General features: G+C 34.7%; 15 protein-coding genes. All 15 read right to left on the bottom strand.

Going from position 1 to position 24,383, the window contains the following annotated elements; genetic code table 11:
* Positions 1-35 precede the first annotated feature (35 nt).
* Positions 36-1,103: a proline racemase family protein gene (locus DMA14_RS15505; RefSeq protein ID WP_111425511.1), complete on the bottom strand. Its 1,068-nt coding sequence runs from the start codon at positions 1,101-1,103 to the stop codon at positions 36-38.
* On the bottom strand, positions 1,096-2,070 hold the full coding sequence (locus DMA14_RS15500) for an ornithine cyclodeaminase family protein (protein ID WP_111425510.1): 975 nt from the start codon (positions 2,068-2,070) through the stop codon (positions 1,096-1,098). The genes DMA14_RS15505 and DMA14_RS15500 overlap by 8 nt, the downstream gene beginning before the upstream one ends.
* Before the next feature lie 234 nt (positions 2,071-2,304).
* On the bottom strand, positions 2,305-4,836 hold the full coding sequence (locus DMA14_RS15495) for a glycosyl hydrolase 115 family protein (protein WP_317047261.1): 2,532 nt from the start codon (positions 4,834-4,836) through the stop codon (positions 2,305-2,307).
* Positions 4,837-5,165: 329 nt separating this feature from the next.
* Entirely contained in the window at positions 5,166-6,020 is an 855-nt protein-coding gene (locus DMA14_RS15490; RefSeq protein ID WP_111425508.1) for a sialate O-acetylesterase, read from the bottom strand.
* Positions 6,021-6,058: 38 nt separating this feature from the next.
* Positions 6,059-7,294 carry an SGNH/GDSL hydrolase family protein gene (locus DMA14_RS15485; protein ID WP_111425507.1) on the bottom strand — a complete coding sequence of 412 codons (1,236 nt, stop codon included), beginning with the start codon at positions 7,292-7,294 and terminating at the stop codon, positions 6,059-6,061.
* Between the two features lie 289 nt (positions 7,295-7,583).
* Complete coding sequence (locus tag DMA14_RS15480; protein WP_111425506.1) at positions 7,584-9,524, bottom strand: RagB/SusD family nutrient uptake outer membrane protein; 1,941 nt, start codon at positions 9,522-9,524, stop codon at positions 7,584-7,586.
* Positions 9,525-9,535: 11 nt separating this feature from the next.
* Positions 9,536-12,625 carry a SusC/RagA family TonB-linked outer membrane protein gene (locus DMA14_RS15475; protein ID WP_111425505.1) on the bottom strand — a complete coding sequence of 1,030 codons (3,090 nt, stop codon included), beginning with the start codon at positions 12,623-12,625 and terminating at the stop codon, positions 9,536-9,538.
* Between the two features lie 1,061 nt (positions 12,626-13,686).
* The gene (locus DMA14_RS15470) at positions 13,687-15,264 is read right to left on the bottom strand and encodes an arylsulfatase (protein ID WP_111425504.1); all 1,578 of its coding nucleotides are present in this window, start codon (positions 15,262-15,264) and stop codon (positions 13,687-13,689) included.
* Positions 15,265-15,295: 31 nt separating this feature from the next.
* The gene (locus tag DMA14_RS15465; RefSeq protein WP_111425503.1) at positions 15,296-17,668 is read right to left on the bottom strand and encodes an arylsulfatase; all 2,373 of its coding nucleotides are present in this window, start codon (positions 17,666-17,668) and stop codon (positions 15,296-15,298) included.
* Between the two features lie 139 nt (positions 17,669-17,807).
* Complete coding sequence (locus tag DMA14_RS15460; protein WP_111425502.1) at positions 17,808-19,205, bottom strand: DHA2 family efflux MFS transporter permease subunit; 1,398 nt, start codon at positions 19,203-19,205, stop codon at positions 17,808-17,810.
* Positions 19,206-19,480: 275 nt separating this feature from the next.
* Positions 19,481-20,518, bottom strand: coding sequence for a hypothetical protein (locus DMA14_RS15455; protein WP_157957718.1), 1,038 nt, complete (start codon positions 20,516-20,518; stop codon positions 19,481-19,483).
* A 30-nt stretch (positions 20,519-20,548) separates the two neighbouring features.
* Complete coding sequence (locus DMA14_RS15450; protein ID WP_111425500.1) at positions 20,549-21,385, bottom strand: hypothetical protein; 837 nt, start codon at positions 21,383-21,385, stop codon at positions 20,549-20,551.
* Positions 21,386-21,555: 170 nt separating this feature from the next.
* Positions 21,556-21,825 carry a hypothetical protein gene (locus DMA14_RS15445; protein ID WP_157957717.1) on the bottom strand — a complete coding sequence of 90 codons (270 nt, stop codon included), beginning with the start codon at positions 21,823-21,825 and terminating at the stop codon, positions 21,556-21,558.
* A gap of 330 nt (positions 21,826-22,155) precedes the next feature.
* Positions 22,156-23,280, bottom strand: a complete 1,125-nt coding sequence (locus DMA14_RS15440) for an ABC transporter permease (RefSeq protein ID WP_111425498.1) — start codon at positions 23,278-23,280, stop codon at positions 22,156-22,158.
* A complete protein-coding gene (locus DMA14_RS15435) occupies positions 23,277-24,383 on the bottom strand; it encodes an ABC transporter permease (RefSeq protein WP_111425828.1) in 1,107 nt (368 codons plus the stop codon). Before DMA14_RS15435 ends, DMA14_RS15440 begins: the two co-directional genes overlap by 4 nt.

Below are 24,383 nucleotides of genomic sequence, written 5' to 3'. Positions count from 1 at the left end.
AAATGACTTACAGTTTGTTTGTTTTACAGAATTAATTATCGAAGTATAAACCCATTCCTCATAGGATCTTTTGGATCTATTAAAAATGTATTTGCTCCTGTTACAAAAGCCGTTCCTTCAACTTGTGGAATTACAGCTTTAAAGGGACCAAATTTTTCTTCTCTCACAAGCGATCCGATAAATGTGCTTCCCGTTATACTTTCTATCGTGATAAATTCATTCATATCTATTGCATTTCTAGCTTTTTCAATCGCTATTCTTCCAGAAACGCCTGAACCTGTTGGAGAACGATCTACTTCTCCGTCAGCAAAAACACAAACATTTCGGCTGTGATTAGTGATATTCATTGGTTCATCTATAAAAATAGTTCCGTATAAAAAGCTCAAATCCTCCTCAAATGGATGCTGAATATCTTTATTATAATTCATTACAGCATGTTTTATATCTACTCCGGTTTGAATAATCGCTCTGTAGTTTTCTTCGGTTAATCCAAAATTCAAATGGGTATTTTTTCTCAAATCAACATAAGCATAGAAAGCGCCACCATAAGCCAGATCATACACAACATCTCCAATTTCTGGGACATTTACAAGACGATCTAAGCTTACTACAAAACTTGGCACGCAATGAAACCTCACTCCTGTTACTTCGCCGTTTAATATATTGACATATGAAAAAATTCGACCACAAGGAGCATCAATTTTCAATTCATTTTCTCCTTCTTTCACTTTTATCCAGTTCATTTTTGCCGCTAATGTGCTTATTGCAATAATAGCATGACCGCACATACTGCTGTAACCTTCGTTATGCATGAAAAGAATACCAAAATCTGCATCCTCATCGTTTGGCGGAAGCAAAATACAACCATACATATCAGCATGACCGCGAGGTTCAAACATCAATGCAGTTCTTAAATAATCGTAGTTTTCTTTTATATCTCGTCGGTATTCTAAAACACTATTTCCTTTAAGCTCTGGAAAACCAGAAACAATTACACGTAAGGGCTCACCACCTGTATGCATATCGATTGTTTTGATCTGCAGTACAGAGGCGTCTGCTTTATATTCAGTATTATTACAAATATTTTGGTAGGTATTAGGCATTTTTTTGTGTGTTTAAATTATACTCTTCATAAAAATATCCAGCTGCAACAAGATCTTCTAACGCATGTCCAACAGATTTAAAATAGGTGATTTCTTCCTCTGATGTTCTGCCTTGTTTTGCATTGCTGCACAGTTCAAATAAATCTGCTTTGATTGTTTCTTTGGTGATAATTCCATTTGTGAGCGGAATCAAAATATCGCCACTTTCCTTTAATCCGCCTTGATAAGTATCAAGAAATAGGTTTGATTTTAAAACTGCTTCATCATCAGCTTCACGCATATCTTTTTTATATGCTCCAACAAGATCTAAATGCTGTCCTGCTTTCAGCCATTTTCCTAAAACAAGCGGAACAGGCGATAAAGTTGCTGCCGAGATAATATCAACTTCAGAAATAATTTCTTCTATAGTAGAAACTGGTTTACAGGTAAATGAAGCGTTTTTAAGTGCATCGCAAACCAGTTGAGCTTTTTCTATGGTTCTTCCCCAAACATAAACTTCTTTTATAGGTCTAACACTTGCATGCGCCTGAATTAAATTAATGGCTAATGCTCCAGTTCCAATCATCAGCATAGACGAGGCATCTTTTCGTGAAAGATAACTACTTGCCAATGCAGATGTTGCCGCAGTGCGCTTCCCTGTTAGTGATTTTGCATCAAGAATTGCCTTTATATTCCCTTTGTGTCCATCAAGATAAATATACGTTCCCTGAATCGAAGGCAAATCATATTTACCATTATTAGGGCTTACTGTAACAATTTTTACACCTAAATCTTTACCTGCTTGAAACGCTGGCATCAATAATAATGTTGAATCTTTGCCTTCTTCAGGATTAGAATAATCATGATGATGGCGCATGGGCACATTGATATCTGAAGTCGAAAATCCAGCCCGAAGTCGTTCTATAAGTTCTTTAAAATTACATTTTTCTTCAATGAAATGATCTGAAATAAGTTGTATTGGTTCCATGTATTGTGTTGAAATTTCACTAAAAATAGAAGATTATTTCACCATAATACTATTTCATCTAAAATTGGATAACATACACTAATTTAAGGTTAATATAATACAATTATTTACTTCGCTAGCATGGTGCACTAAAGAGGAAGGCAGCCTTTAACTTGATATCGGCGGAAGTTATTATATCAAGATTTTCTTGCCATTTTAATATTCTTTTTATCTAATAAAAAAGATATGCAAAACTTATTCAACTACTCTATCACTTTCCGGAGCTCCTAAATAAGAAGGCTTCAAACCGCCAGTATCGATCAATATTTTTTGGAGTACAATTCCAGGATCTAAAACTCTGAAACGAAGTGTATGCTTTCCTGAATTTAGAATATTATGCTTGGTTGCAGAATGAATTATGTGTTCTGCTTGCCATTTCCCTAGTTCTCCTTTATAATGACCATTAAAATTTACAAGCTGCGGTTTTTCTCCATTAAAAGATATTTCATATCGAAGACCTTTATTGCTGTTAAAATTCAATGTTGGAGCCAGCAAAAGTTCTACAGTAAATTCTCCTGTTGAAACAAAATTAATTTCGTATTCCACAAAGACATTATCTTCTGCCATTGAGTAAATATTTTGCGGAAATGTTGTAATGCCACTCAATGTTTTTCCGAAATCTGGAATGACTTCCCAATGTATTTTTTTTGAATTATTCATTTTAGAAAAGTGGGCTGCATTTATAGACACATAGCCATCTTTTTCTAGAAAAATTTTCGGAACAATAATTTCGCTATCAGAAAGATATTTTACCTCAGGAAGAATATTTTTAGGACCATCATGCCAAGCTTTATAACCTATGCGCATTTGATCCATCACATGAGGCCATTTACCAGCTGCAATTTCATTATTATACTTGTTTTGAAGAATAGAATCACGTTCAAATTTTACTTTAACCTCATCAGCATAATAATTGGCAAGACTGTTTTTTTCTGCTGCTAATTTTCTGTTTTTTGCCTGTGCAAAATACATTTCATAAAGATTGCAACAGGCGTCTATTGGATATAAAACCAACTGAAAATAAGCATCTTTATATTCATTGGGAAGTTCATTATACACTCTATATGCATCGAGTGCTAAGTTTTTATACTCATTAACAACTTTTTCAAATTCATTATAGTTTTCTAAAGAATAAGTCTTGCTGTCCAGCATTTCTGGAGTAACACGACGATTAAATTTCGGGTAGGTATTTAATAATCTGGCGATTTCTTTAGAATATTTATTTCCAAACTGTTCCACTGCCCAATTTTCTGTGTATTGGAATAAATTCTGAGAGTTGAAATCTTTGGGATTCGATGCCATGTCTAAAAAGAAACTAATTGGGAATTCCATTGGTTTTAAATCACCAACATTTACAATCCAAACTTTATCAACTCCATTTTCATAGCTGAGATTCATTTGTTCCCAAACTCTTTGTATCGGACTTATATTAATCCATTTTGAGTTTCTTGGGCCGCCCACATAATCAAAATGATAATACATTCCGTAGCCGCCTTTATGTAACGGTTTTGAAAGATCAGGAAGTTTGCGGACATTTCCCCAATTATCATCACAGAACAAAAGAATTACATCATCAGGAACACGCATTCCCTGATCGTAATAATCCTGAACCTCTTTGTACAAAGCCCAAACCTGAGGCGTTTTATTGGCGTTTTGCCCCGTTTCTTTCTCAATAATTTTGCGCTGTTCTTTTACAATATTTTCTAACAAACTTATATTGGTGCCTTCACTCATTGCTTCGTCTCCATCACCACGCATCCCAATGGTTACCAGTTTTTCCCAATTTTTGCTTCGCTCAATTCCCGTTTTCCAGAATTCGTCTAAAACCTTCTTATTTTTAGAGTAATCCCAAATATTAGGCAAATTATTCTTTTTAATATATCGACGCCAATCTGTCTGTGCCAAAACCATTGGTTCATGATGAGAAGTTCCCATAACAATTCCCATTTCGTTTGCTAAAGGTCCGCTGGCCACATCATCGTCATAAAATGCATTTCCCCACATTGCAGGCCACATATAATTGCCTTTTAACCTAAGTACTAATTCAAAAACTTTTTCATAAAATTTGCTATTAAAACCACCAAAAGTAGCTTTTGCCCAGCCACTTAATGCAGGCGCTTCATCATTAAGGAAAATTCCTCGGTATTTTACAGCTGGCTCTCCATCTGTGTATATTCCTTTGATGAAATAAATATTTTCTTTTTGTTTTACAGGTACATCTGCCCAATAATACCACGGAGAAACGCCAATTTGTTTGGATAACTCATAAATTCCGTAAATCGTGCCTCGTTTATCGCTTCCTGCAATTACAAGCGCTTCATCTACACCTTTAAAAGGATTTCTAACCTGCTGTATGATAAACTTTTCATTTTTGCCTTTGAGTTCTTTTCCTTCGATTTTTTTTTGTTTAACTAAATCATCAATAACCGAATTGGATCCGATCATTCCAATAATAATGAGCGGTGATGATGCTTTTGGATTTTGATTTAAAATAATTGGGCGCTGGCCTGTAACCTTTTCAAAATCTGACTGAAGATTATTTACAGCTCGCAAAATACCTGCATTTAAATCTGAATTAACAAAAAAAGACAGTGACAAAGACTTTTCTTTCAGCACCATAACGTTCTGGCTTCTATCTTCTGTTATAAAAGGCTGAGAAGCTTTTGCTATAGTACTTACTAAAATAATAATTACAGTGCTTATAAATTTCAAATAGTTTTTCATCATGCATTTTTTTATCAATTCATTCCAGATTTAGCTTATTTTAAATCAAAATCTTTTAATTCTACTTTTATTCTTCTGCGAGTGCAAAAACAGATCATATATTTATACTAGCCGTGTGTGCCCGTCAGAATACTTACTATATCTGTTGTTTCTAAAACAGTGTATTTTGCAAAATTTGATTCGTCAACAGGTTTAAATAATAATTGCTTTTCTGATTGTTCCAACTGTTTTTGAATCATAACTTACCGTTTCTACTTTTCCTGCTGGAACTGCTGGATCTAACTGGTTAAAACCAACTGCTGCCTGAACTATAAAAAGTTCATTTGGACTATCTAATTTGGACTATCTAATTTATACCCTAATAACGAAAGCATTTTTTCGGCATAACGTTTGCCTAAATCCCTGTATCCAACGGCACTAAAATGCAAAAAATCTGAAGCCACAGCACAACCTTTTGATGAAATCACATACGATGTTGGAATTGTCTGAGGTAGTGTAGCAATGATTTTATTCATGCTTGCGCATTTTCCTTTTTGTTCTTCATGAACGGTTTCTCCAGAAAGCAATGGCACTTTTTTAGGATCCAGATTTAAATCTTTCATCAGATTGTCATATACTATTTTTACCTTTTTAGGCCAAAGTGTATCACCTGTATTAGATTCTCCTTGATGCAGTAAAATGCCTTTTATAACGCCTGTCTTTTGTGCAATTTTTGCCATTTCAACAAGTCTTGCATACGGACTTCCATTATATTCTTTGATTATACCTAGCATCCAGTCTGGTGCTGTTTTCATGTAATTCTCAAAGTTATCTTTATCAAAAAGTTCTATTTTACATCCTCCAACAGCCACATTTACTACTCCTACTTTTATGTTTTTAGGAAGATGGTCAACCATAGTTCTTCCAAAATTGTCTGTTAGTGTCAATCCAGTTTTGCATCGGCATAATGGCGGTATTGCGGTATACCATTTTCCCATCTCTCGATTCAAATCAGGACAGTTTACTGCTTCCAGAACTTGAAAGCGAGGATCAATATTTATTTTGTCTTCAGCTTCTATCGGAGCAGCACCTTCCATATTGGACTGTCCAAAACTTAAATAAACATGAAAATTTGGATCTTGAGAATATCCATTCTGTCCAATAAAAAAAAGAACTGTAACTGCGAAAAATCTAATTATTGATTTCATGACATCTTCTTATTTTTTTTTAAATACTAAATTGATTTTCATTTAAATAAATTCAAGTCTACTACTTCGCCCATTCTCTGATATCCCAATTCATTAGGATGCAAAAAATCGCCATCATGCATATTTGCTAAAATGGTTTTAGAATCAGTTTCCGAAGCCATTTCCCTGTCAAAATCTATTACTGCATCAAAATGGTTATTTCGAATCCATGCATTTACAATATCTCTTGCTTCTTGCTTGAAAGGTGCGTCGTAAAATGATTTTTGAAAAGGTAGAATTGTACAGCCATACACTTTTATGCCTTTGGCGTGTGCTTTGTCTATCATAATTTTATAAGCATCTATAATTTCCTGCGCTTTTATTGGAGCGTCTTCTGCACGTTTAATTCCTCCTATATCATTTATTCCTTCTAAAATTACTAGCCATTTTGTACCTTTCTGCGAAAGCACATCACGGTCAAAACGATCTAATGCTGTTGGGCCTAATCCACCTTTTACAACACAATTTCCTCCTATTCCTAAATTTAAAACTCCAATACTTTGAGTTGCTTTATTTGCAGCTAATCTAGCGGCTAGAATATCTGTCCAGCGATTTTGTTTGTTTGTTCCTGATCCGCGCCCATCTGTAATAGAGTTTCCTAGACAAACAATATTTGATGCATTTTTTGATGCCACAACATCAAGTCCCATGATAGTATACCAATGATCGGTTTTCACAGCTCCAGAGAAACTGCCATTGTTGAGATTATCTCCTTGCAAAATATAAGATGTCGTTCTCGATCCTGGATGTCCCGTTGTTTTTTGTGACGCAGCTCCGTAATAAATGGTTATGGCTAGCAGCTGGCCAGGCTTTAATAGAAAATTTAGTTTATCTGAAAATACTTCCTGTCCAGGATTTAGTGTTACTTCTTGATTTCCATTAAAACTGAGATATTTCTGTGTGTTTCTATCAATTGCGGGAGCATCAAGCACATTGGCTATACTGACCTTTTTTAAAACTGTAGTCTGATCACTAAATACATTTGAAAAACGGAATCGAATATGCTCACCTCCAATCGAAACTTTTATAATTTGACGAAGTGTATTTTCGGCCAAACCTGGAGCTGGAGGCATGTTGTTTGGTTCTACAAGCATTTGCGCACAAGCCCATGATCCGACCCAATTTTCAGCTGTCACTTTTTCAGAAGAATTTGCTTGTTGCTGATTGGTCTTACATCCCATTATTAAAGTGAAAAGCTGTAAAAGCAATATATATTTTAAATATCTTTCTATCATAATTACTAAAATTTAAAACATCTTTTTTATTCAAAAAGCTGGCAAATAAGTACTTATTTATGGCTACTGCTATCGCAAAAAATTGCTCTCATAAATTAGCATACAATATATTGGGTATAAGAATCTTTTTTTTTGCTCATTTTATATGATTTGTAAAATACATTCGAAAAACATTAAAAAGCCGAGAGGGTTACTCCCGGCTTATTTAAAACTACATTAATAAACCGTAATAAGATAATTTATAAAATTGACCTTATTTGCTTAGAATTAGTTTTTAGAAAAATAAAACTTAATATCCCGGATTTTGGTAAGCTGCTTTTTCATCAGCAGACATTTCCATTCCATCGATTTGTCCTTGCGGAATTGGTCTTAGGTAATGATGTGCGTCTATTGTTCTGGTTACTACTTCTGGTGTATGTTGTCCGTAGTTTGATCCTCCAATAGAATATTTTCCAGCAATTTCATTCCATTTTTGTGTTCTTACTAAGTCATACCAACGGTATCCTTCGCCAAAAAACTCACGTGAGCGCTCTGCAAGAATGTAATTAATATCAATTACAGCTGGAGTTGCATTTGTCATAGCGGCACTATTATCTTGAATTTTAGCCATATTACCATTATTATCCCATTTCCATTTTCCTGCTCTAGCTCTTAGTACATTTACAAGAGATCTGGCACTCAAAGATCCTGTAGCTCCTTTGACAGCTGCTTCTGCGGCAACAAGATATAATTCAGAGAATTTTGCTACCGGGAATGGTCTTGTGCTTCCGGCATTAGGCTGTCCTAATCCTCCTGCGTTATCTGTTCTGTAAGGTCCAAGTTTCCAGAAACCTGGGTATACAATTCTACTGATGCCTTTTGGAGAAATCACATAATCTGCTCTTCCTGGCAATACTCCCGCACCTACTCCGCTGTCACCTTGCCCAGAAGGATAAGTGATTGCTGTTAATGGTTCATCATTAAGGAAGCTTAAAACGGCATCACCTGGTTTAATTGTCAAACCGTTAGCATTGGTCAACGTTGCTACGCCAGTAAGACCAGTTCCTTGAAGATTCCAATTTCCTCTGAAAACTGCCGCAAATGTTCCGTCATATCTTGAATCATTTGTTTTATCTGCAAAAGTATTTGTGAAAACTTCAATAGGCGGAGCCATTCTTGTCCATGGACGTCCTAAAAATTGATTTGCTTCTCTCTGAACTGAAGAAACTGCTGCGGTTCCGTTTTTACTTCTTATAGCAGTATAGTTCCAAGTCACCATCCACCCTGAAAAGTTATCTGGAGCACCACCGTTTCCGTACGTAAGGCTGCCTCCATTATAATATTCACTTTCCTGTGTATGATCTGCATAAAGCATTACTTCTTTATTTCTGTCATTTGCTCCTGCGTTAACATCATAATAAGAATCAAGCAGTCCATAAGCCCCTGGATTATTAATCCCTTCTACAGCCAAATCATAAGCTTTTTGAAAATACCATTGTGCATTATGTCCATCTGGATCTGTTCTTGGAACATCTGGATAAGTTGGAATATTATTTGGGTTTTCTAACCACCAAGCATAAGTAAGATATGCCTTTGCCAAAAACAATCGTGCTACAGTTTTAGTTACCGTACCAGTCAACCTAGGCGCATTTGGAAGATCATTAACCGCTGTAACCAAATCTGGAAAAATCGCTTTTGTGTATACTTCAGGAACTGTATTACGCTTTGAATATCTCGAAGGATTGCTGTTAAACTTTAATTCACCAGCTCCTAAATCTAATGGCACACCTCCAAAAGTTTGCACTAAAAGAAAATAGTCAAATCCTCTAAAAAATTTAGATTCTGCAATTAAACTGCTGGCAACTCCTACGGCTGCACCATTTTCGATAATACCGCTCGCTGTATTGATATCATAATAAGAGTTATTCCACAAAACATCCGAACGGCTTGAACTTGGGGTTACAACTCCCACACCCGACAAATCATGATCTTTAAAATTCCCGTCTGCACTCTGCGCATAGGTTGCTTCATCTGTTCCTGTTTGGCAAGCATTATAAAAATAGGCCTGTCCGTAAATCCAACGCAAATGTGCATAGTGAGAAGTTAGTCCCTGTTTAACACCTTGTTCGGTTTTAAAATAACCTGGTTCATAAAAATCATGAGGCTTTTCCTCTAATATATCGGAACAGCTTGCCAATGAAAGTAAAACCGTAGATCCTATAATTAATTTTTTAAAAATATATCGTTTCATATCTGTTCTGATTAAAATGTTAAATTAAGTCCAAATAAATAATTTCTGGTTGCAGGAGTGTTTGTTCCAATAACAGAAAATCTTCTCTGATAAGAGGCAACAGCCTGATTTTCGTCACCAAATGAATTCGTTTCAGGATCCATTCCAGATTTATCATGATATGGAGAAAATAAAACAAACGGATTCTGCACTGTGAGATAAAGTCTTAATTTATCAATGCCTAAATTTCTTGTAAAGTCTTGATCAAGAGTATATCCAAGAGTCATTGCTCTAATTTTCACATAAGAAGCATCAAAGTATCCCATTGTCGACATATATTTAGGATTATCACCGCTTCTGATTCCTCTCGGGTTAGGAAACTCTCCGTCTCTGTTATCTGGGGTCCAGTAGTCAACATCAACGTTGCTTCTACGTCCATTTAAAAGATTCATGTAGCTTGCTCCTCCATATAATGTACTTATTAATACACCTCCGCTTTTAAATGCACCAACTGCATTAAAATCAAATCCTTTGTAAGTTACATTGGTATTGAAACCTCCCTGAAAATCTGGGTCTGTTTCTATAATCTGACGATCACTTGCATTAATAGCACGAGTTGGCGAGCCATCGGCATTATAATCTCCTGTGTATTTAACTTTAATCGATCCTACAACTGTTCCTTGCTGATTAATTCCAGTTGGCCCTGGCTCATAAATTGACATATATGGATCGCCTTCCTGCCAGATTCCAACTTTTTCATAATCAAAGATTGAATTAATATTATATCCAACAAACCAGTTGTTTGCTTCATCACGACTAGCACCTGATGCTAAAGCAACAAGCTTGTTTTCATTTTTATAGAAATTAACTCCTACAGACCATGTCACACCTTTAGGATTATCAAGAATAACTCCGTTCAATGAGATTTCATAACCTTTGTTCTCTGTTTCTCCCACGTTAGCTACATAACTGCTTACGCCAGATGTTGATGGAAGTCCCACACGTTGCAATAGATTTTTGGTATTTGTTTTATAATATTCGACTGTACCAGATAATCGGTTATTAAAAAAGCCGAAATCTAAACCATAGTTCCATGTAGTTGAAAACTCCCATCCTAAATTAGGATTTGGAAGCTCAGTAACATATACTCCTGTTGAATTATTGCTTCCAAAATTGTATGGTCTTGTACTTAAAGCTCCTAGAGTTGCATAAGGAGATACTGCCTGATTTGAAGTTTCTCCATATCCAGCTCTCAATTTCAATAAATTAATATATTTCACATCTTTAAGGAATGACTCATTTGAAAGTGTCCATCCAGCAGATACTGCGGGATAAGTTACCCATTTGTTACCTGGAGATAATCTTGATGAACCGTCAGAACGAACTGTTCCAGAGATAAAATAACGGTTATCATAAGAATACATTAACCTAGCCATATAAGATGTCAATCCCCATTGTGTATAATCCTGATCTGCAGGGTTAATCACAGCTTCTTCTTCACTTTGTCCTAAATTATAAAATTGGAAAGCATCAGAAGTAATTCCGTTTCGAGTCACTCTCGAACTTTGTCCTGTATATTGCTCGTTTGAATATAGACCTACAAAATTTACCGTATGTTTCTCTGCAAAAGTTTTATCATAAGTCAGTAAATTTTCCAACAGCCATTGTGTAGACCAGCCATTTGTTATCGCAGCATTAGAAAGTGTTGTCGGGTTTACATCAAAAACTCCCTGACCTTCATAATATCCAATATTTGATGTACGCAAATTTAATCCTGTGTTAAGTCTGTATTTAAGACCTTCAACACCAGGAATTTTAATTTCTGCAAAAATGTTATTGTAAGAACTGAAAGCTCTATTTAAATTAACATAAGCATCTCCTAAATTTTTAATAGATTGTCTAGTATAAACCCACTGATCATCTGCTGCCATGCTAACTGTTCTTTTCAAAGAGCCATCTGCATTGTACGGATTAGCAAGTGGTGAAGTCTGCAGAATAGTCCCTGTTCCGATATTATCACCATTCGTAATACTGTAATTGCTATTGGTATTAAATCCTATACGAATAGATCGATTAATCTGTTGGTCCAGTCCTGCTCTAAGACTAAAACGCTCATAGCTCTGACCAGGAAGAACCGACTCTTCTTTGTAATATCCTAAACCTGCATTGTAGGCTCCCGTTTCGCTTCCACCAGAAACGCTAACATCATGGCTGATCATCTCGCCAGAACCGTATAATGAATCCTGCCAATCTGTATTTACATTTCTTTTCTCGTCAACACCATCCACATATAAACCTGTATAATCACGTAGAGCAGCAAATTTAGAAGCATCCATCATAGGATATTTTGAGAAAACCTGTTTAATTCCGCTAAAACCATTGTATGTAAATGTAGCTTTCTGATTTTTTCTTCCTTTTAAAGTAGTCACTAAGATTACACCATTGGCACCACGAGAACCATAAATAGCTGTAGCCGAAGCATCTTTCAAGATATCCACAGACTTAATATCTGTAGGATTAATATCTCCTATAGAACCCGCAAAAGGAACTCCGTCCAATACCACCAAAGGATCATTACTTCCTGTAAGAGATCTTGTCCCTCTAATCCTTATCTGCATAGCGGCACCAGGTTTAGAAGAAGTTTGTGTCATCTCAACCCCTGGAAGCCTTCCTTGCAAAGCTTGAGTAATATTGGCCGCCGGCACTTCATTTAATTCTTTTCCTCCTAATGAAGCAACCGATCCTGTAACAGCTTCCTTAATTTGAGTACCATATCCGATTACAACGACTTCTTTTAAATTATTTGAATCTTCCTCCAAAAGCACATTGATCTTAGTCTGTCCATTAATAGTAATTTCTTGGTTCTTAAAACCTATAAAGCTAAAGACAAGAACACCATTTGATGGAGCACTTATAACATAGTTCCCATCGAAACCTGTACTTACTCCGTTTTTTGCTCCTTTTAGATTAACATTCACACCAGGAATTGGACCATGCGCGTCCGAAACTGTTCCTGTAACTGTTGTTTGCGCCTTAATTTGCATTGAGACCAAAAACAATAGGATCAAAAAACCAAAGCTTTTAATATGCTCCGATTTACTTGTAATAAAAAAATTATTCATAAAAATTGATTTAATTATTAAAATTGGTTTTTGTTGGTTAGTTTTTTACACTTTAAAAGTTAAAATGCAGTATTAGTTAATAAATGTATTTATCACAAATATATAAAAATATCTGTCAAACACAATCGGTTGTGTAATTTTTTATTGAGAAGTATAAAAAAAATACTCCCTAAAAAAATATTTACCTCATAATTACCCTTAAAAAAATAAAAATACTTCAAAAACAACTACAACGTTGTAGATAACTTTAATAAAAATAACACGTTATTGCAAAATTCTTAAACAAAACATAAAAATTAAAATTTCTATATTCTCATTTAAAAAAACTAAAATCATTTGGTTTTAAAGACTCAAAAAAAACAACAAATCCCAGTAAAATCGTACACCACAACGTAACTAACTGATAAACTAGCTTTTAAAGCTTTAAAAAGCCCACTCAAAACAATCGATTGTTTATTTCAACAAAAAAAACTTTCATTTTCATGAAAGGCTTTCAAAAATAAATTATTAAAAAATAGACTTTTTGTCTTTCTAAAACAATCCGAGCTGCAATATGATTTTCAAAATAGACTCAAGATTTCTTTAACGCTAAATCTTTATAATATACTTATCATAAATAATTCTAGCAAATACATAAATAACGCTCTTCAGCTATCATGTTTATATAATTTACGATAAATAGTTTTATGTGATTTTATTAGTCTTTTCGCATTTTTCTAATGCGAAAACTTATATCATTTTTTCTCCTAAATCTAATGTTATCTAAAAAAGCGATACTATAATTCAAACTTTATAAATAAAAAATTATTAATCATTAATGCATATAGATTTTAATTTTAATACACTGTACATCAAGTAAATTAAATTCATAGTCTATTTAGCTATCTATAACTACCTAAAATCAAAACGAGTAGTAGAAGCATAAAGCTAATTTTTTTTAAAATATAAATTTGATTCTAAATTCATGATCTGCTTTAAATCTTAAAAGTTTCATTTACACTTAATCACAAAAAAAAACTCCTTAGAAAAAGGAGTTTTTTTTGTAAATTCTATAAAAAATATTATTCAGCGCCTGGTTTTTTCAAACCAATATCTTTCATTGGATATTTTTGATACGTTGCTAAATGAGCTGAAATGAGTCCCATAACGCCCGGAATTCCCCATTCAAAATAACGGTGTCCCTGACTCAATTGTTCTTTTGGATCAGCGTAAATATTATATACCCACGGACTCATCCCGATACTTTGAATAGTCGATTGATCTAAGTTTCTTCTTGTTGCTGAAGTATTAAAAACATTCATATGCACTTTGTATTCCTGCCAACGAACCGCCATAAATTTTGTTTCCGAATACATGAAAACTGCATTTCGATTCGACACTCCTTTATCTGACAGAAAAAACGATAACTGATCTACTCCATCAATATAATTAGATGCTGGAATTTTATCTAAAACTCCGGCTGCCGAAAGAGAAGTGTTAAACATATCGCAAATATCAAATAAACCATCGCTAATGCGTCCCGGAGCAATCATCCCTTTCCAGTATGCGATTCCTGGAACTCTAACTCCTCCTTCCCAAGTTGTGCCTTTTCCTCCTCTAAATGGTGTATAACCACCGTCTGGCCAAACATCTTCATTTGGTCCATTATCAGAAGTAAGGAATACCAATGTATTTTCATCTATTTTTAAATCTTGTAAAAGTTTCATCAATCTGCCAACAATGTCATCTACTTCTACAATAGCATCTTTATATGGTATCGCGGCTGGACTTTTCCCTTTATATCCTTCAGACACATAGTTGTCATTGTGTACTTTAGAAAAAGAATGAATTAAGTAAAATGGTTTATTCTCTTTAACAGAACGTCGAATAAAGTCTTCACTGTAGTTTGCAAAAACCTGATCTACTTTAGAAAGTTCTTCGATATTAGATATTGGCTGTACAACCTTATTTTCTCCTCCCTTTACACCAGTTAAAATGTTTTGGTCCACCATTTTTTTAACTGCAGCTAATCTTTCTGGTTTATTAATCAAATCAGGATAAATCCATTCGTTTACAAACTGTGCATATTCTGACTGAACAGACCCAAATCCAAGCCATTCATCATAACCTACCTCATTCGGAAGACTTCCTTTGCTTTCGCCTAAATGCCATTTTCCTGAAATTGCCGACTTATAACCGTTTTGAGAAAGTATTTTAGCCGTCGTATTTTCAGAAGCCCACGGATTCACTTTCGGATTTTCACCAGTTAAAGTTGGTCTTGTTAATCCTGATCTAGCCGGAATTCGACCTGTCATAATTGCCGCACGGCTAGGTGTACAAGTTGGCTGTGCATAAGTCGAAGTTAACTGCAAACCTTCGTGAGCCAGTTTATCCATATTTAGAGTTGGTGCACCAATCGCTACACCTCCGCCATAAACGCCGATATCACCGTAACCCATATCATCAATAAGAATAATCAGAATATTAGGTTTCTTTTTTAGTTTACTCATTTTATCCTTCATCTCTTTGTCCTGATCTGGATGTGGAATAGCTGGTTCTAAATAATCTTTTACCTTAACTGTTGGGTTAAAATAATTCTGCTGGGCACTTATTTCAGTAACAAAAGCCAAAACGGCAAATAAAACAATGTATTTTTTCATAATTATGGGTTTATAACTAAAATTCTTAATTCTACTTCAAATCAATATCAACCTTATTTATTATTCCCGTAAACTTGAATGGAGCATTATAGGAATTTGCGACAGGCGATCCAGAATCTTCCCCTATACCAAAAGTGTCAATTCCAAAACGTGCAACAACCGTTTTATCAATTCGCCCTTCCCCGACTAATTTATCATTGATATAAAGTTTACCTGTTCCGCCTTTTCCTGTTCCACCTCCATCATAAATAAAATCAAATCTGACTTTGCTTTTCCCAACTGGTAACGATTCTTTTGAGGTAATTACAAAACGTGATTCATCAAAATAATTATAATGATAAACTAGTTTTCCATTCTGTACATACAATACAAATCCTGCAGAACTTCCGCCCGAAGCCACAATTACACCACTGTCTGATTTTGATTTGAGTTCAATTTCTGCTGTAATGGTATGTGACTTATTTTTTGTGTTGGGAGAAGCAGTTTCCGCCAATCTGGTAGCTCCCGCGTAAAAAGTAAAATGTTTTCGTTTAGGATCTGAAGGTGTAGGTTTAGGAGAAACTAAACGGCCTGTTCCTCTGTCATCCAGCGGATAAACATTATATTTTTTAGCTTCTTCTTTAAAAAGAGCTTTCAATTCCTCCAATTTTTCAGGATTTTTTTTAGCCAAATCAACCGATTCGCTATAATCTTCATCAATATTATAAAGTTCCCATTTGTCTTTGTCCCAATTTCCAGGTGCAAAATCCTGTCTCCACGGAAAAGTATGCTGTGTTGCTGCTACCCACCCATTATCATAAATTGCTCGGTTACTAAATACCTCAAAATATTGTCTGGTTCTAACTGGCTTAGCATTTTTATCAGTGAAAGTCGATAAGAAAGAAACTCCATCCATAGGTTTCTGTTCTACACCGTCAACGGTTTTTGGAGCTGGTAAATGCGACGCATCTAAAACAGTAGGAAGTACATCAATCAAATGAATAAACTGACTGCGCATGCCGCCTTTATCTTTTATGACTTTTGGCCAGCTGACTACCATCGGATTTCGGCTTCCGCCAAAATGAGATGCCACCTGTTTTACCCATTGAAAAGGAGCATTTCCTGCCCACGCCCAACCCACAGGATAATGCGGTTCTGTATCAGGATTACCAATATCATTAATACGTTTTAAATTGTCTGCCAACGGCGTAGGAACCCCATTTAAGGCTTTTATTTCGTTAAGAGTTCCGTCCATTCCGCCTTCAGAACTTGCACCGTTATCTCCAACAATATAAAATATTAAGGTATTATCGGCGTCTGGAAGTTTACTTATGGCTTCTAAAAGTCGTCCTGTTTCATGATCGGCAAACGAAAGATAACCTGCATAATTTTCCATCAATTTTGCAAAAAGTTTTTTCTGATCTGCTGAAAGTTTATCCCAAGGTGTAACCCAGTCAGGTCTTGGAGTCAATTTTGTTCCTTTTGGAATAATTCCCATTTTTAACTGGCGCTCATAGGTCTCTTGTCTAACCACATCCCAGCCTTTATCAAACTGCCCCTTAAATTTGTCACGCCATTCTTTTGGTGCATGATGCGGTGCATGTGCAGCTCCTGGAGCAAAATACATCATAACTGGTTTCTGAGGTGCAACCGATTTACTGTATTCTAACCAATTGATTGCTCGATCGGTCATATCGGTCATGAAATGATAACCCTGTTCTGGAGTTTTATCTGGTTCTACCGCTTTCGTATTTTCAAAAAGAACTGGATAGTATTGATGTGTTTCGCCACCAATGAATCCGTAAAAATAATCGAAACCTAAACCTGTCGGCCAGCGGTCAAACGGTCCTGTAATACTGCTTTCCCAATCTGGCGTATTATGATTTTTTCCGAACCAGCTCGTACTGTATCCATTTCCTTTTAAAATTCTACCTGATGTTGCAGTGGTTTTAGGAATCATACAATTATAACTTGGATATCCTGTTGCCCATTCGGCCAAGAAACCTGAACCTGCATTGTGATGATTTCTTCCTGTCAACAAAGCAGCACGTGAAGGTCCGCAGATTGCGGTGGTGTGAAATCGGTTATATTTTAAGCCATTTGCGGCTAGTTTATCCAATTCTGGAGTTGGAACTGGACCTCCGAAAGTACTCACTTGTCCAAATCCAACATCATCTAAAAGAATGATAATAACATTTGGCGCTCCTTGTGGCGGAGTAACTAGTTTTGGCCATTCTTCTTTAGAATCTTTATAAGTCTCTCCGATTTTGCCCCCAAATGGTGGCTCAGGAATTGGGAGTGTGGTTCGGTCTAATTCTCCCGAATCCGTTTTTTCTGTTACAGAATCTGTTTTCTGTGATTGGTTGCAGCTGAAAAAAAATACAGCAAAAATTATAAGCAACTTTGGGCTGATAAAAGGTTTCATAATTAGAAATTTAGAGGTACGCACTAATTTACAAACATGCGGCTAACAAAATCTCTTTATGATGTTTCAAATTATAATTTGCAACCAATTTTCATCGAAAAATTACTTTTTAAACGTACAAAATCTTCATCTGATATATTTACATATACCCTTCTCCATCTGTCTTGCTTAACTTAGAAAATGTATAACTGGATAAAATAGTAAAAATCGCCAATGTAATAAAAGTATATTTAAATGCTTTGTCTGTATTTAAATCAAAAATACCTGTCTGAAATAATGAAAGTGCAAGACTAGAAACAGAAACTCCAAAACTTACCGAAAGCTGCTGCATAATTACCAGCATTGTATTTCCTCCGCTAGCCGTATCTTGATCTAAATCTGAAAGTGTTATCGTATTCATTGCAGACATTTGTACAGAAGTAAAAACTCCATAAAATATCATCAGCAAGATATAGTAGCCGAGCGGCGTTTCCTTCGTTACAAAACCTAGAATAATCAATATAATTCCCAATAAAATGGTGTTACTAATCAATACTGTCCTGTAACCGAAGAATTTTATAATGCTTACCATGAATGGTTTCACAGCTACATTTGATAAGGCAGAAGGCAGTAATAATAGTCCTGACACAGAAGCCGAATAGCCAAAACTGGTCTGCAACATGAGTGGCAATAGTAACGGCAATCCGCCTATTCCTAATCTGGTGATCAAACTGCCAATTAATCCAATTTTTAAGGTTCTGATATTTAGAAGATGCAAGTCAATTATAGGTTTTTCAGTTCTTTTATAATGGATATAATAAAAAAGCGAAAGCAGTCCTGATAGAAATAATAAACTTAAAATCACAATCATATGAGTTCTTTCGTCTCCTATAAGTTCTAAAACCAAAGTGATAGAAATCAGCGCCAAGCTAAAATACATCAAACCTCTAAAATCGAACCTTCCAACGGCATGTTTAAAATTTGGCATTATTCGATATGCCATCGAAATTCCGATAAGACCAATAGGGATGTTCACCAAAAATATCCAATGCCAGCTTAAATTATCAGAAAGAAAACCTCCTAAACTTGGACCCGCAACCATTCCTAACAATCCAAATACGGTTATAAAATTCATCGTTTTGAGCAGTTCACTTTTCGGATATTGATATAAAATAGCCAATCGCGCAACTGGAACCATCATTGAAGCTCCAACCGCTTGCAGAACGCGAGCCAAATTAAAGGATTTTAAATCGGTAGAAAGTGCACAAAATAAAGACCCCATAATAAACAAAAATACAGCAATCATAAACATTGTTCTTGTGCCAAATTTATCTGCCAGCCATCCTGAAAGCGGAATAAACATGGCCAATGTAAGTGTATAAGTCACAATAACGGAGTGCATTTCTGTTGGTGAATATCCCATATCTCCAGCTATTGAAGGAAGCGAAGTATTCAGAATAGTACCATCTAATGATTGTATAAACATGGCAATTGCCGTTACCCAAGGAAGCAGATTTACTGCATTTTGCTCTTTTTTTTCTTCTTTATTATCTAGCATCCTATAGTTTTAGATAGAAACTTCATTTATAGCTTATGAAAATTAAGAAAAAAATCTTAATTAAGAAAAATCCTAAGTGGATTATAAAAACAAAAACCCGTTTGAATGTTTTCAAACGGGCTTTTGTTTTTACCTAACGAGATACGAAATCGTAATTCATTTTCTATGGCTACAGCAATTTCTTGATAACAAGAAGTAAAAGCAATAAAGTATTTTTCGCTCAGAGCATTTTAAAGCACTGCAATTATTTACAAAACTGCAGTGCTTATTTTATATTATTTTTCTGCAGCTGCAAATTTTGCTTGGAAATCAGAGATTTTAATTAAGTTCCCAGAAACTAGCAAATAAATATCGTTCCCTTTAAACTTAAGCATTTCAGTATATTTGAAGGAAGAGTAAACCCCTTTACCGGCTGCTCTAACTTTTAAATCTCCATCTTTATAAAGAGACAGATTATTATCCTGAAGATTTAATTTAAAGATTCCTTTTCCAGCATTCACTACATATAATTCATTTTTTGTATCAAAAGTAAGATCAGTAAAATGGTCACCATTTCTTGCTGAAACTAGAGTTGTTACTTTCCACTCATTGTTTATATATTCTAATTTTCTAATCGCAGAGTTTTTGTAAGTCCCTGTACTTGGATCATAAACTTCATCAATTAAATACAAAACACTATTCAAGCTAATTATTTTTGTTACAGCAGCAAAACTTGCATCAAGCCCTGTACCATCTTTTATTTCATCTTTACCCGAACCAGCAACAAAAACATCTCCGTTTAACTCTGGTAAAACTCGTTTTATATTCCTTGCATTCAAGTCAAAAACAAAATAAGTATTATCGTTATTATTACAGATACGAAAAAGATTAATCTTACTGGCAAACGGAGAACTTATTGGTTTCATAGTATAAAATGGGTTCAACTCCGAAAAGTTATTTTCGAAACGCATTATTTTATCCTGATGTGGTTCATTATTCCCTTTTGCAACCATTAGAAGATCTCCATTATTTGCCAAAGCAAGTCTGGCAAATGAATAAGTTCCTAAATCAAGATTTTTAAGTGTGGTTTCTTTACCATCAAGATCAGTCTTTTTTAAACTTACATAATATCCTTTTTCATCGTTAGTTTGCCCAATACTATAAAGTGTATTATCAGCACTAACAACAAAGTCATTGATGAAGAAACTTGTTATGTAATCTGCTTTTATTTCTCCTTTCTCTTCAGGCATTCCTCCCGGCTGACTTTCTGGCCCTGAACAGCTACTTAGTATTAAAAAAAACTGCAGTACTACTAATAAAATCCTTTCCTTCATTTTTACCATTTTATATATTAATTCATTATTTTATTTAGCCTGACTTCCTAAGGTATAGCCATTTCCAACTAATACCCTAACAATATTCATAGCTGTAATGTCTTTACTCATTTTATAACCTATAGGGTTTCCTCTATTATCAAAAGTTGCTTTCAGCACTTTTTTATCAAAAGTAATTACCTGTTCGTTCAGAAGTTTATCATAGCCTGAGAACATTCCCCCTCTGGCAAACCAAGTTCCGATTAAGTTACTATTAAGGTCTAAAACTTCATATTTTAAATCTCCATTTGAAGAAGGCGAAGTCACTCTTACAAACCCAATTCTTTTATCGTCTGGATTTTGATTTTGTGCCTTAATGCTGTAAATAGTTCCTGAATCATCAATTGTTAATTGGTACGTATCGGCTATTTTATTTGCATTATCCACTTCTCCTTGAACTCCTAAACGTTTTGCAGCTATACCTGCTGATTCGCCGTTGATAAAACTTTCAATTGTTTCTTTGTTTAAACCTTCTGCTCCTATCATACCTCTGTCTAATAGTTCGTAGATAATACTGCGATCATAATTGAAGGCACTAAATTTTCTGCTTTTGTTCTTAAATTCTAATTCGTTAGTTTTTCCTGTAGCTAGATCTTTAAGCTCAATCCATGGCAATACCAAAGACTCTTCGTTTGGGGCTTTCTTTAGTTCTGCCGTAATTGAATAATTTTTATCTAAGCTAAAAATGGTAAAAAGTGGTTTTTTCCCCTCTACAAAACCTATTGTTTTTTCGTCTAGTTGTATTTCTCCTTTGTCGATTTTTAATTTTTGTGCAAAACTGCATGCTCCAATTAATATTACTAATAGAGTTAAAAGATTTTTTTTCATGTTTAAATTTTTAGTTTTTGTTTTTAAAAAATGTTTTTCGCTTTAACAACGATAATTCATTGTCTGATTTTGGTATTATGTTCTGTTTTTAAGTATTATTCAATATTGAATATCATTTCCATTTTATTGTAATCAACAACCTTTTTATAATTTATCTATTCATTTTGTGGTCACGAAAAAGAAACTTGTGTTAACAGAGAAAAATTATCCCCATTAAGATTTACGTCAGACTTATTATCTTTTTGAACAAAATCGATCCAAGAATATAATGATTTCGGAATTAAACGGATTTTTTCTGGTTGAGACAGAACATTACCGTCACTTAAAACTGCAGTTCTGGTAATTATAAATCCTTTTTTATTTGCTTTCTGCCATTCGATTGGAGAATTAACAGCCCAGCGAATTAAGACTCTATCCTTTTGCGCTCTGGCATTTACCATAACAGCAGCACGTTTGGTCTGTGAATAGGATAGTGAAATGAATAATAAAAAGAAAAAAATATACTTATTTGGGGACATAAGATGTAATTATTTCCATGTTTAAAAAAGCAAAAGTAGCCTTTTAAATAATGATTTAATTACGGTTTCCCGTACTCCAATGTAACAACACGCAAACAGAAAAAAAATAACACACTAACGAACAAGCATATATACAAAAATTCTAAGCTTTTTCTCATAAATTAAAATCAAAAAAAATATTTTTAATACTTTTCTATCACATTTCTTATTGAGGAAGCGCTTACTATTGATAAAAACAAAGTCCTAATTCATTTAACTTGTCTTTCTGTAATTATAAATCGCCAAAGCATTCAAGACAACAGCAAAAATAAACAAGTACAGAAGCTCTGTTCCCACTTCTTTTAAACCACTTCCTTTTAAAACTATAAGCCGAACCACTTTTATAAAATGTGTTACAGGCGTAAATTCTGAAATGGTTCTAGCCCAATTCGGCATGCTATCGGTACTGGTAAAAAAACCGCTCATGAGCATAAAAATCATCATAAAGAAATACGCAATAAACATGGCTTGCAATTGCGTATCTGCAAATGTCGAAATCAAGAGCCCCAATCCTAATAAAGCGATCAGATAGACTCCTGCAAAAAGATATAAGACTAAGAAACTTCCTTGCGGAAATATTCCGTAAATCAAATACATTACGATGAGGCCTACTGTAAATACAATCATTCCAACAATCCAAAAAGGAATGAGTTTGCCTAAAATAAACTGCCATTTCTGAATTGGTGTCACATTAATCTGTTCAATTGTACCTATTTCTTTTTCTTTTACAATATTTAGTGCCGTAATAAATCCGCCAATCAAAGTGAGCAATAAAACCAGAATTCCAGGAACCATATAGTATTTATATTCTGCTCTCGGATTGTACCAATTTGTGCTGTTTAAAGAAATTAAGGATGGCAAAACAGAAGCAGATTGTGGCGGTAATTTAAACCGAATATCCAAGTCATTACTAAAATCTGCCAGCACAACATTCAAATAAGCATTTCCGATATTTGATTTGGTTCCGTTAATGGCATCTGCGGCGATATTTACTTTCTGACTGCCTTCTCTTACTAAGTTTCTTTCGAATCCAGAAGGAATTTCTAGAATTAGATCGGCATCTCCTTTTTCAATAAACTTGATACCTTCCAAATACGATGCTGGAGCTCCTACAATATGAAAGTATCCCGAAGAACCAATTTTATTGATTAATTTTTGAGAATACGAACTATGGTCCTGATCTACATAAACAATGTTTACACTTTTTACTTCAAAATTAGCCGCAAGCGGCAAAATAATGAGCTGTATTGTCGGCACAAAAAACATCATGGCCAATATGGTTTTATCTCTAAATATCTGGCGAAATTCTTTCTGCAATATAAAACGAAGCACTTTCATGACAATCTGATTTTAAATTTTTTCAAAGAGACTGTAAGCAATAAAACTGTCATTACTGCCAATATTAGAGTTTCTTTCCAGATGTATGAAAAGCCTAAACCTTTGAGCATTACAGCTTTTACAATGATGTAATAATAATGCGAGGGAATTAAATGAGAAATCGCTTGAAATATCCAAGGCATATTTTCTATCGGAAACATAAAACCAGTCAGTATCAAAGTAGGCACCATCATTCCCATCATCGATATCAGCATGGCTGTCTGTTGCGAATTGGTAACATTTGAAATCAGCAAACCGAGAGAAAGACAAGTGATAATAAACAAAATACTTTCTGCAAAAAGAAGCAGAAAACTTCCTTTAATCTCAACATCAAGCAGATATACCGAAAGAAGAATAATCAATATGAAATTGATTATAGAAAGCACTAAAAACGGAATTGCTTTTGCGATTAAAACCATAATGGGTTTAAAAGGTGATACAAGCAAAATTTCCATAGTTCCAAGTTCTTTTTCGCGCACAACAGAAACAGAAGTCAAAGCTGTGCTGACAATCATAAAAATCAAGGCAATTACACCTGGAATAAAGTTGAGCGAACCGTTTTGCTCTTCGTTATAAAGCTGCCTTAATTCTGGAATTATTTGATAATTTAACTTCGCAGACGGATTTAATTCCTGCTGATAATCTCTAATAATGGCATTTAAATAATTGGTCACAATTGTTGCTGTATTAGGATCTGATGCATCTGCAATTACTTGAATTTTTGCCCCTCCGAGACGTTGAATATCAGAAGCAAAATTGGACTGAAAAATGACTGCACATTTTATGCTTCCGTCTTTAAATCTGTTCTCAACATCATTGTAATTCAAAATCGGATTCTCAACATGAAAATAAGAACTGGACTGTATCTTTTGTATCATTTTTTCGGTATGAATATCGTGTGAATTATCTTGAATGGCAATTCCGATATTCTTTACTTCGCTGCTCAAGGCAAAACCAAAAAGAACAATTTGTACAACAGGAAGTCCAAAGAGAATCAGCAAAGTTCTCCGATCTCTGAAAACATGATAAAACTCTTTTCGAATAAAAGCCAGTAATCTTTTCAT

The organism is Flavobacterium sharifuzzamanii (genome assembly GCF_003254585.1).
Classification (GTDB): domain Bacteria; phylum Bacteroidota; class Bacteroidia; order Flavobacteriales; family Flavobacteriaceae; genus Flavobacterium; species Flavobacterium sharifuzzamanii.
Note: the sequence above shows the minus strand (reverse complement) of the source record. Positions and strands in the feature narration are given on the sequence as shown.

Bases quoted from the DNA above. Each gene is read 5' to 3' on its own strand.
- DMA14_RS15505 (WP_111425511.1), bottom strand. From the start codon at position 1,103: ATGCCTAATACCTACCAAAATATTTGTAATAATACTGAATATAAAGCA.
- DMA14_RS15500 (WP_111425510.1), bottom strand. From the start codon at position 2,070: ATGGAACCAATACAACTTATTTCAGATCATTTCATTGAAGAAAAATGT.
- DMA14_RS15495 (WP_317047261.1), bottom strand. From the start codon at position 4,836: ATGATGAAAAACTATTTGAAATTTATAAGCACTGTAATTATTATTTTA.
- DMA14_RS15490 (WP_111425508.1), bottom strand. From the start codon at position 6,020: ATGAAATCAATAATTAGATTTTTCGCAGTTACAGTTCTTTTTTTTATT.
- DMA14_RS15485 (WP_111425507.1), bottom strand. From the start codon at position 7,294: ATGATAGAAAGATATTTAAAATATATATTGCTTTTACAGCTTTTCACT.
- DMA14_RS15480 (WP_111425506.1), bottom strand. From the start codon at position 9,524: ATGAAACGATATATTTTTAAAAAATTAATTATAGGATCTACGGTTTTA.
- DMA14_RS15475 (WP_111425505.1), bottom strand. From the start codon at position 12,625: ATGAATAATTTTTTTATTACAAGTAAATCGGAGCATATTAAAAGCTTT.
- DMA14_RS15470 (WP_111425504.1), bottom strand. From the start codon at position 15,264: ATGAAAAAATACATTGTTTTATTTGCCGTTTTGGCTTTTGTTACTGAA.
- DMA14_RS15465 (WP_111425503.1), bottom strand. From the start codon at position 17,668: ATGAAACCTTTTATCAGCCCAAAGTTGCTTATAATTTTTGCTGTATTT.
- DMA14_RS15460 (WP_111425502.1), bottom strand. From the start codon at position 19,205: ATGCTAGATAATAAAGAAGAAAAAAAAGAGCAAAATGCAGTAAATCTG.
- DMA14_RS15455 (WP_157957718.1), bottom strand. From the start codon at position 20,518: ATGAAGGAAAGGATTTTATTAGTAGTACTGCAGTTTTTTTTAATACTA.
- DMA14_RS15450 (WP_111425500.1), bottom strand. From the start codon at position 21,385: ATGAAAAAAAATCTTTTAACTCTATTAGTAATATTAATTGGAGCATGC.
- DMA14_RS15445 (WP_157957717.1), bottom strand. From the start codon at position 21,825: ATGGTAAATGCCAGAGCGCAAAAGGATAGAGTCTTAATTCGCTGGGCT.
- DMA14_RS15440 (WP_111425498.1), bottom strand. From the start codon at position 23,280: ATGAAAGTGCTTCGTTTTATATTGCAGAAAGAATTTCGCCAGATATTT.
- DMA14_RS15435 (WP_111425828.1), bottom strand. From the start codon at position 24,383: ATGAAAAGATTACTGGCTTTTATTCGAAAAGAGTTTTATCATGTTTTC.